This window comes from Anaerobranca gottschalkii DSM 13577 (assembly GCF_900111575.1).
GTDB classification, from domain to species: Bacteria; Bacillota; Proteinivoracia; order Proteinivoracales; family Proteinivoracaceae; genus Anaerobranca; species Anaerobranca gottschalkii.
The window spans coordinates 1-9,140 of sequence record NZ_FOIF01000066.1 but is presented as its reverse complement, the minus strand read 5'-3'; the positions used below and the strand labels follow the sequence as shown (position 1 = coordinate 9,140).

The following is a 9,140-nucleotide window of genomic DNA, read 5'->3' as shown; positions in this document are numbered from 1 at the left end:
TACCTAAAAGTACTTTTAATATTAAATACATATTAGCTTTGCTAAATTCCACTCCATTACAATTTTACTTTGAAAATATATTTTCCAGTTTTAAAGTTTTAAGACACCATATCGAAGCTTTTCCAATACCAATAATTGATTTTAGCAAAGAAAAGGAAATAGAAGGGCTAGTTAACTTAATTTTACAAGAGGATGAGGATAAAGAAGAAATTCTAAATAACTTATATCAAGAACTTGATGAAGAGGTTTATGAACTATTTCATTTAAGTAAAAAAGAAATAAAATTTGTAGAAAAAGATTTTTAATATTTATTCTTTTTGCTTAGAAGGTAATTTTAGTATTTCTAGAACCTAAGGGAACTAACGAATTGTTCTATTCGATTTTTTTTCTTCAATGTACATTAAAAATAAAATGTCAATTAACACTAGAAGTATAGAGCGTGAAGAAATATCATATCCTTTATATTCTATTTTATTAGATAGACCACATATTGATATGTTAACGAGTTTGGATAAAGAGGAATCTACTGAATTTATAATAGCTGCAGTTTTAAAGTTTTGGTAGTTTAGTTTTTCTGCTACGGTAACTAACGTCTTTGTTTCACCACTATTTGATATAAAAATAATAAGATCGTTATAATCTACCATTCCAGGGATAAGGTCTATTATATGGGATTCATATATGTATATAGTATTTTTGTTAGCTTGAATTAAAAGCTTTGCAAAATATTCTCCAATAGGTTTAGATAATCCTACTGAAACAATAACTATTTTTTTAGAACTAATTATGTGTCTTATTAATATTTTTAAATTTTGATAATTTAAGTTTGTTAGTGTTGATTCTATATTAGTTTTTACAGCATCTACAGAATTGTATTTTGTTTTAGATTCATTGTAATCTAAGCTTTTTAATATATATTTTAATTCAGAAAATCCAGATAAACCAAGTTTGATACACATTCTTATTACAGTGGTAGTACTTACATTATTTTCGGTTGCAATTTTTGTTAAAGATTGTTTTTTTGCTTTTTCAAAATTTTGGTCTATGTAATAAAAAACATGTTTTTCTGCATAACTTAATGATGGAATATAATTTGAAAATTTATTTATGAGTTTTCCCATATAATCAACTCCTAAAGTTTATAAACATGTATATATTAACTATATTATACATTATATCATAATTTTTATAAACTTTCTGTTTTTATCAAATTTATGACAACAATAAGCAATAACGTACAAAGTCAACCTTAATTATGATACGGTTAATTGAGGTGTAATAAACCTAAGAAAATGGTTTGTTTTAAGCTTGAAAGCCTTTAATAATAGGCTTTCAAGCTTTTATTTTCAAAACCATTGAATTTGGCTTTATAATACAAAAGTATCAAAAAGTAAAATTATACTTATCTTGTATAATAATTTTATATTAGATTATGGTAAAAGTTAATTAGGTAATTTTTATTGTAAATTTTAAAAGAAAGGGGTAAGAGTATGAATTTAAAGAGTATGACAAATGAAAAACTAATTGTTTTGGACTTTTATGCAACTAGTAAAAATGATGTCATTGAAAAACTTGTAGATGCTCTTTATGAGAATGACATCATAACTTCAAAAAATGATTTTTTACAAGCGGTTTTGGAAAGAGAAAAACAATCTCCTACTGGTCTTGAAGATGGTGTTGCTATACCTCATGGTAAATCTTCAGCCGTTAAAAAAAGTGCTTTTGCTGTTGCAAGGTTAAAAAATAAAATTACAGATTGGGAAAGTATAAATGAAAAAAACGAAGTTGATATGGTTTTCCTTCTAGCAATCCCTGAACAAGAGGCAAGTACAAAACATCTAAAATTATTATCACAACTATCAACTGCTTTAATGGATAAAAACTTTTTGCATAACCTTAAACTTGCAAAAAACAAAAGTCAATTTATAGAAGCACTAAATTATAATAAGAATAAACATGAAATTTCAAATAGTGATAAAATTGTTCTTGCGATTACATCTTGTGCGACAGGTATAGCTCATACGTATATGGCTGCAGAAGCCCTTGAAAAAGCAGGACAAGAAATGGGAGTTAAAATTTTAGTTGAAAAGCAGGGAGCAAATGGTATAGAGAACCCACATACAAATGATATAATACAGAAAGCAGATGCAATAATTTTTGCAACTGACATTTATCCTAAGAGTATAGAACGATTTAATGGGAAGCCTTATATAATGTCAAATGTTACGGAACCTTTGAAAAATGCAAAAGAATTAATAAATAAAGCACTAAATAAACCAGACGGAATACTAAACAAAAATGATGAAATATTGGTTAGTGAAAATTCAAGCGAAATTGGCATAGTAAATCAATTATCTAAGGCTGTATTGACAGGTATATCATATATGATTCCTGTGATTGTTGCTGCAGGTATTATGATTGGTATAGCAAAGATAGGTGCTATGGGATTTGGAATTGTACAAGAAATAGGAAATTCTAAATATGCAACAAATCCTAATGAAATCATTAGAATATTACATTATCTAGATAGGTTTGGCGGGTTAATATTTGCTTTTATGTATCCAATATTTTCAGCTTTTGTTGCTTATGCGATAGCTGATAGGGTTGGTTTGGTATCAGGGTTTCTAGGTGGTGTATTTGCAGCTGGTTTACATTATACACATTGGGGTATTAAAGATGGAATACCTTCAGGATTTTTGGGGGCATTAATATTAGGGATTGCTGCAGGTTATATTTCTAAGTTCTTAAATGAAAAAATAAAGTTGAGAAAAAGTTTAAGTGCAATGAAGCCTATGTTAATAATACCAGGGGTTAGTGTTTTATCTATATTTCTTTTAAATTTTTATATTGTAGATCCTGTATTTGGTGGATTAAATGAAATACTTAAAAATTTAATATTATCTTCAAGAGAAGTAGGTACAATTACTCTTTCTTCAATTATTGCAGCAGCTACTGCTTTTGATCTCGGTGGTCCAGTTAATAAAGCAGCAGGAGCAATTGCAATAGGGCTTGCTGCAGACAGAATATTTCCTTTGACACCTAGAGTATTATCAATAGTAATTCCACCGATAGGTCTTGGTCTTGCAACTATTCTTGATAAATTTTTAGTAGGACGTAAGGTTTTTGATGAAGATTTAAGAGTAGCTGGTAGGACATCAATTTTACTTGGTTTTATAGCTATTAGTGAAGGCGCTATACCTTTTATGCTTAAAAATCCTTTAATAACTATACCAATAAACATTATTGGAGCTATTTTGGGCTCAGTTACTGCAGTTTTACTTGGAGCTGTACAATGGTATCCACTTCCTGCTATTTGGGGATGGCCATTAGTAGAAAATTTATGGGCATATATCATAGGATTACTAGTTGGGACATTGTTTATAGCACTTTCCAACATATTTATAAGATTTAGAATTTTAAAAAGAAAATCTCGGTATTAATATTTATTTAAAAAAGAATAAGGGGGCTTTGCCCCCTTATAGCAATCATTATTGGAAGAGAGTGGAAGTTATAAACTGTCTTTTGAAAGGGTTCTAAAAAGAAAAGAAGCTTAATGGAGGTAAAATATGGATAAGGCTAAAAAAGTTTTTGTAGTACCTCATTCACATTGGGATAGAGAATGGTATTTCACAATTGAAGATTCTAATGTACTTCTTTGTGAAAATTTAGAATATCTTATAAATGTCCTCGAAAAGAATGAAGATTTTAAATCATATGTTTTTGATGGGCAAATCTCTATTATAGAAGAATTTTTAAACATTTATCCAGAAAAAGTAGAAAAAATAACGAACCTTATAAAAAATAAAAGATTGTTAGTAGGTCCTTGGTATACACAAACAGATACTTTGTTAGTAAATAAGGAATCAATAATACGTAATTTATTATATGGTACAAAAATTGGACAAGAAATGGGTTATTATATGAAAATTGGGTATTTACCAGATGTTTTTGGACAAAATAGCTATCTTCCATCAATTTTTGAAGGATTTGGTATTGAATATGCTGTAGTGCAAAGAGGAATATATGAAGATCAATTAAAAGGAGACCTCAACTTCATATGGCAATCACCAGATGGAAAACGAATTAAGACAAATAATATCTATTTAGGTTATGGTCCTGGTAAATTTTTATCTAGTGAATCAGATTATGTAAATACAGAGCTTCTTCCAATATTAGAAAAATTAAGCAAACTAAATAAAAACTCTAATAATATTCTATTGCCAGCAGGTGGGGATCAAGTACTTGTAAATAAAAATTTACCTAAGGTTATTAAAGAAATAAATTCTATCAATTCTAATTATTATTTAATGCTTTCAGATTATGAAGAGTTTATGAAAGAAACTTGGAAGGATAGTAATTTTTCAAATGTTATAGAAGGAGAACTTATTGCTTGTCAAAATTCTAGGATTCATAATACTATACGCTCTCAGAGGTATGATATAAAAAGCCTTAATAATATTATTGAGAATAAAATACTTTATATTTTAGAACCTCTTTGTGTAATTGGAAAAAGTCTTGGAATTAAATATCCATCCAAATTAATTGATAATATTTGGAAAAAAATGTTTGACGTTCATGCACATGATAGTATATGTGGTTGTAATTCAGATGAAACTAATACCAATATTTTAATAAGACTTAATAAAGTAAATAATACAATTGACTGTATCATTAATATTCTGAAAAAGCAGCTAACTTATGCTATAAGTAAAGGATGTGAAAAAGAAGAAATTTTTGTCGTATTTAATACAATGCCCCATTCTAGAAATATTAATATTAAAACTATACTATATACAAAAAATAAAGATTTTGGATTATTTGATTTAAACAAGAATCCTATAAACTTTGATGTTATTGAACAAAACTATGTAAGTGGAGGTAAAAAGATAGTTGTAACTGCTGAAGGTGAAAAGGAAATTGAAATTGAAGGATATTACAGGAATGTATTAAATGTTGAAATAAATGATATTCCATCAATGGGATACGCAACATTCATAATAGAAGATAATATCAAATTAAAGAATTGTAGAACAATGGTAACCAATAGAAAGTTATCTAATAAAATATCCAATGAACTATATGAAATAAAATGTGAAAGTGGCGAGTTAAGTTTATTATATAAAGTAACTAATAAAAAACTTAAAAATTTTATTATTTTTGAAGAGCAAGCTGATGATGGTGATTCTTATGATTTTTCACCTTTAGAGGGAGATAAGCCTTTATATATAAAGAATGCAAGAGTGATGGAGGTTTATAAAGGAGATTTAGTACAAATTATGAAAGTATCCCATACTATAAATCTACCTTTGGATATTGAAAAAAGGAAAAATAAAGATTTTTCACATGTATTTTCTATAGAGACTACCTTTGAATTAAGAAAAGGTGAAAATTTTATAAGAGTAAAGCATGAAATAGATAATAATATAATGGATCATAGAGTTCGAGTAATATTTAATACAGATATAAAAAATATAAAATACTCATATGTCGATCAAGGATTTAGTGTAATAAAACATAATATTGAAAATCCTTATTTTAAGGATTGGGCAAGTAAAGAGTTTGTTGAAGCACCAGTAAGTATATATCCACTTGAAAACTTTGCTGCAATAACGGATGAAAAATCAAATTTTGCTGTTATTACAAAAGGTATTAAAGAATATGAAGCATTTAAAGATGGTAGGCTTGCATTAACTTTATTTAGAAGTGTTGGTGTCCTAGGAAAGGATAATATTGCTTGGAGACCTGGAAGAGCATCAGGAATTAACAATAAAGTTGTATATACACCAAAGGCACAGCTCTTAAAAAGAATGGAATTTGAGTATGCTGTTTTTTTTGAAGATTCCTCATTTGAACCGGGTAAAATTTTTAAAGTTTCTTATGATTTTATTGAACACTTTGCAGTGTATCAAAAACAAAGTTTAAATATTTTTCATGAAAGACTTGAGAAATTCCAAATTCCTTTACCTATTGAAAAACTACCGTCTGTATATTCATTATTTAGTATTGACAATGATAGAGTGTTTATAAGCTGTTGTAAACTAGCCCATGAAAAAGATGGTATTATAGTCAGAGTATTTAATCCTTCTGAAATTAAACAAGATTTTAACATAAAGTATAGTAAAAACCCCCAAATTACATTTGTAAATTTATTTGAAGATGAAATTAAAACAGAAGAAGGTAAAATAAAAGTTAATCCTAAGAGTTATGTGACTTTAAAAATAAAAAGTATTGAAGGTGAAAAGTAATGAAAAGGGATGAACTGCTAAAAAAAATTGAAACAAAATTAAAAAAGATATACGGAGTTGATTACAGGAATAACTATATTGAAGATATGAAAAGCTTGATTAAAAAGTGGGAGAAAAAAGAATGGGCTAAATCATGCCCACTTACAAATAAGAATGTTTATTTGATTGTTTATGGTGATTCTATATATGAAAATAATACAAAACCATTGAATACTTTGCATAAGTTTTTAAAACATTATATAGGAGATGTAATAACAGACATTCATATTTTACCTATGTTCGAATATACATCAGATGATGGATTTTCTGTTGTAGATTATACAAAAATTGAGGAACGTCTTGGTAGTTGGGATGATATTAAACTTCTTTCTAAAGATTATAATTTAATGTTTGATTTTGTAGCAAATCATATTTCTAAAAAGAGTAGTTGGTTTAAAGGTTTTTTATCTGAAGAAGAAAAATATAATAATTATTTTATAATCAAAAAGTCGGATTTTGATACAAGTAAAGTAATAAGACCTAGAACATCTGCATTATTTCATGAATATGTGGGCAGAAATGGTATAAAAACCGTTTGGACAACATTTAGTGAAGATCAAATTGATCTTAATTACAAACATTTTCCTGTACTCTTAGAGCTTACAGAAGTATTATTAATGTATGCAAATAGAGGTGCATCTAGTATAAGGCTTGATGCTATTGGTTTCTTATGGAAGGAATCTGGAACAACATGTATGCATCTCCCGCAAACCCATGAAATAATAAAACTTTGGAGATTGTTATTAGATTATTTTAAACCTAATATACAGATTATTACAGAAACTAATGTTCCGCATAATGAAAATATAAGTTATTTTGGTAATGGTAATGATGAAGCCAATATGGTTTATCAGTTTGCATTACCACCTCTTGTGCTTTATACATTTACTGTGCATAACTCTCAAAAACTTACCAATTGGGCCAAAAGTATATGTAAAATATCTGATACTGCAACATATTTAAATTTTCTAGCTAGTCATGATGGAATAGGTATTAGACCAATAGAAGGAATTTTAGAAGAAGATGAGAAACAAATATTAATAAATAAAGTAATAAAAAATGGAGGTCAAGTATCTTATAAAACAAATGATGATGGTAATCAGTCTGTATATGAACTTAACATAAACTATTTTGATGCACTTATTAACTTAGAAGAGGATAAAGAAAGCGAAATTCAAATAAAGAAAATGTTAGCTGCTCATGCGATAATTTTATCTTTCATAGGAGTTCCAGCTATTTACTATCATTCTCTTTTAGGTTCAAGAAACGATTATATTGGTTTCAAACAATCAGGCATAAAAAGAAGAATAAATAGAGAAAAATTAGAATTTAACAGATTGATTAAGGAATTAGATAGTGATTGCTTGAGAAAAGGAATATTCAATGGACTTAAAAACTTAATTTATATCCGTCAAAAAAATAGTGCATTTTCCCCTTATGCTGAACAGAGAATTTTAGATTTTGGTGATAAGATTTTTGCCCTTGAGCGTGAAAATAAAGAAACAAGAGATAAAGTGACTTTTATTGTAAATGTTGACTGCAAAAAGATAGAGGTTAAAAGTACAATAAAAGGAATAGATTTATTAACAGATAAGAAAATTGATGGAGACTTAATGTTAGATTCTTACCAATTTATGTGGATAAAAAATGCCTAATTAAAAGAAATATTTATATAAAAGGTCTTTATGTTTATTATTCGAATTATAATTTTGACATATATATTTTTGTTAAGGAATCCTTTTTGTATTCAAGGATTCCTTCTTTTTAATCCCTTTGTCCTTATCCTAACATTGCTTTTAAATCTTCTTAAGGATCTCCCGTTAATTTAAGGTTAAAGGTTTCTTGCAGAACCTTTAGCACTCCTGGAGAAATAAATTCTGGTGGTTTAGGACTTTGTACACCTAAACTAAAGAGACTTAAAAGAATTGCTACAGCCTTTTGCTCAAACCAAGAAAGAACAATACTTAATGTTAGTTCATTAACTGAGCAGTTAAAGGCTTCTGCCAATACTAAAGCGATTTTCACAGCAGAGCCGTAGTTGTTACACTGGCCTAAATCAATATACCTAGGAATCCATCAATGGTACCAAAATCGATATCATTAAACCTAAATTTATCACAAGATGTTTTAAAATTACACAATCCTTAGGTAATGATTGTATTTGTAGTCCATTGGGATAGTGAATATCAACGGAGTTATGATAAATTTCAGAAGGAAATGGCTGGAAGGTTAAACTCTTTTGATGTAGATATTATTTTTGGAAGCCATCCCCATGTGATTCAACCTATAGAAACTATTGAAAGGGAAGATGAACACAAAACAGTTATAGCATATTCTTTAGGAAACTTTATTTTTAATCAGAGATATGAATTTTTAAATAATCGTTATACAGAAGATGGAATAGTAGTATATGTAACATACCAAAAAAACTAAAGACAGGGGAAACTACTTTAAAAAAACAGCTTATTTACCGACATGGGTAAATAGATATAGAGTAAATGAAATGTGGAGATATGAAGTTATATCTGTAATTCCTGAAGATTTTAACAACTTTATGGGACCAGTATCTGATAAGTACGCCTTTAACAATATCTTAAAATACATTGAGATAGGAAAAAAAGAAGGAAAATTGGTTTATGGTGGAAAACCGGTGGGAGATAAAGGGTATTTTATCCAACCTACAGTAATAATTGATGTTCCACCCCAATCGGTTATAGCTCAAGAAGAAATATTTGGTCCTGTTTTGGCAGTTATTAAAGCTGAAAACTTTGCTGAAGGATTAGAAATAGCTAATAATACAGAGTTTGGTTTAACAGGGGGAGTATGTTCTAATAACCGGGAGAATTTAGAAAAGGC

7 protein-coding genes and 1 pseudogene are annotated in these 9,140 nt (G+C 28.1%); 6 read left to right on the top strand and 2 right to left on the bottom strand.

Annotated features, from left to right (window positions below; genetic code table 11):
- Window positions 1–305: TaqI-like C-terminal specificity domain-containing protein (locus BMX60_RS10715; RefSeq protein ID WP_278276557.1), on the top strand; the 305-nt coding region annotated here is incomplete at its 5' end.
- 54 nt (window positions 306–359) lie between these two features.
- Here the strand turns inward: BMX60_RS10715 and BMX60_RS10710 are convergent.
- The gene (locus BMX60_RS10710; RefSeq protein ID WP_091351443.1) at window positions 360–1,121 is read right to left on the bottom strand and encodes a MurR/RpiR family transcriptional regulator; all 762 of its coding nucleotides are present in this window, start codon (window positions 1,119–1,121) and stop codon (window positions 360–362) included.
- A gap of 369 nt (window positions 1,122–1,490) precedes the next feature.
- Between BMX60_RS10710 and BMX60_RS10705 the strand changes: the two genes are divergently transcribed.
- The 3 genes from BMX60_RS10705 (at window position 1,491) to BMX60_RS10695 (ending at window position 7,939) form a co-directional block, all read left to right on the top strand.
- Window positions 1,491–3,440: a fructose-specific PTS transporter subunit EIIC gene (locus BMX60_RS10705; protein WP_091351442.1), complete on the top strand. Its 1,950-nt coding sequence runs from the start codon at window positions 1,491–1,493 to the stop codon at window positions 3,438–3,440.
- A gap of 126 nt (window positions 3,441–3,566) precedes the next feature.
- Window positions 3,567–6,245 (top strand): glycoside hydrolase family 38 N-terminal domain-containing protein, encoded by a 2,679-nt coding sequence (locus BMX60_RS10700; protein WP_091351441.1) that lies wholly within the window; start codon window positions 3,567–3,569, stop codon window positions 6,243–6,245.
- Complete coding sequence (locus BMX60_RS10695) at window positions 6,245–7,939, top strand: sugar phosphorylase (RefSeq protein ID WP_091351440.1); 1,695 nt, start codon at window positions 6,245–6,247, stop codon at window positions 7,937–7,939. The genes BMX60_RS10700 and BMX60_RS10695 overlap by 1 nt, the downstream gene beginning before the upstream one ends.
- A 151-nt stretch (window positions 7,940–8,090) precedes the next feature.
- Here BMX60_RS10695 and BMX60_RS10690 read toward each other — a convergent pair.
- Window positions 8,091–8,439, bottom strand: a pseudogene (locus BMX60_RS10690) (hydroxylamine reductase); the annotation flags it as partial.
- Between BMX60_RS10690 and BMX60_RS10685 the strand changes: the two are divergent.
- Together BMX60_RS10685 and BMX60_RS10680 are read left to right on the top strand one after the other, a co-directional pair.
- Window positions 8,439–8,717 carry a CapA family protein gene (locus BMX60_RS10685; protein WP_423230161.1) on the top strand — a complete coding sequence of 93 codons (279 nt, stop codon included), beginning with the start codon at window positions 8,439–8,441 and terminating at the stop codon, window positions 8,715–8,717. The pseudogene BMX60_RS10690 and the gene BMX60_RS10685 overlap by 1 nt on opposite strands.
- A gap of 70 nt (window positions 8,718–8,787) precedes the next feature.
- Window positions 8,788–9,140, top strand: a 353-nt coding sequence (locus BMX60_RS10680) for an aldehyde dehydrogenase family protein (protein ID WP_143055931.1), incomplete at its 3' end; no start/stop codon positions are given.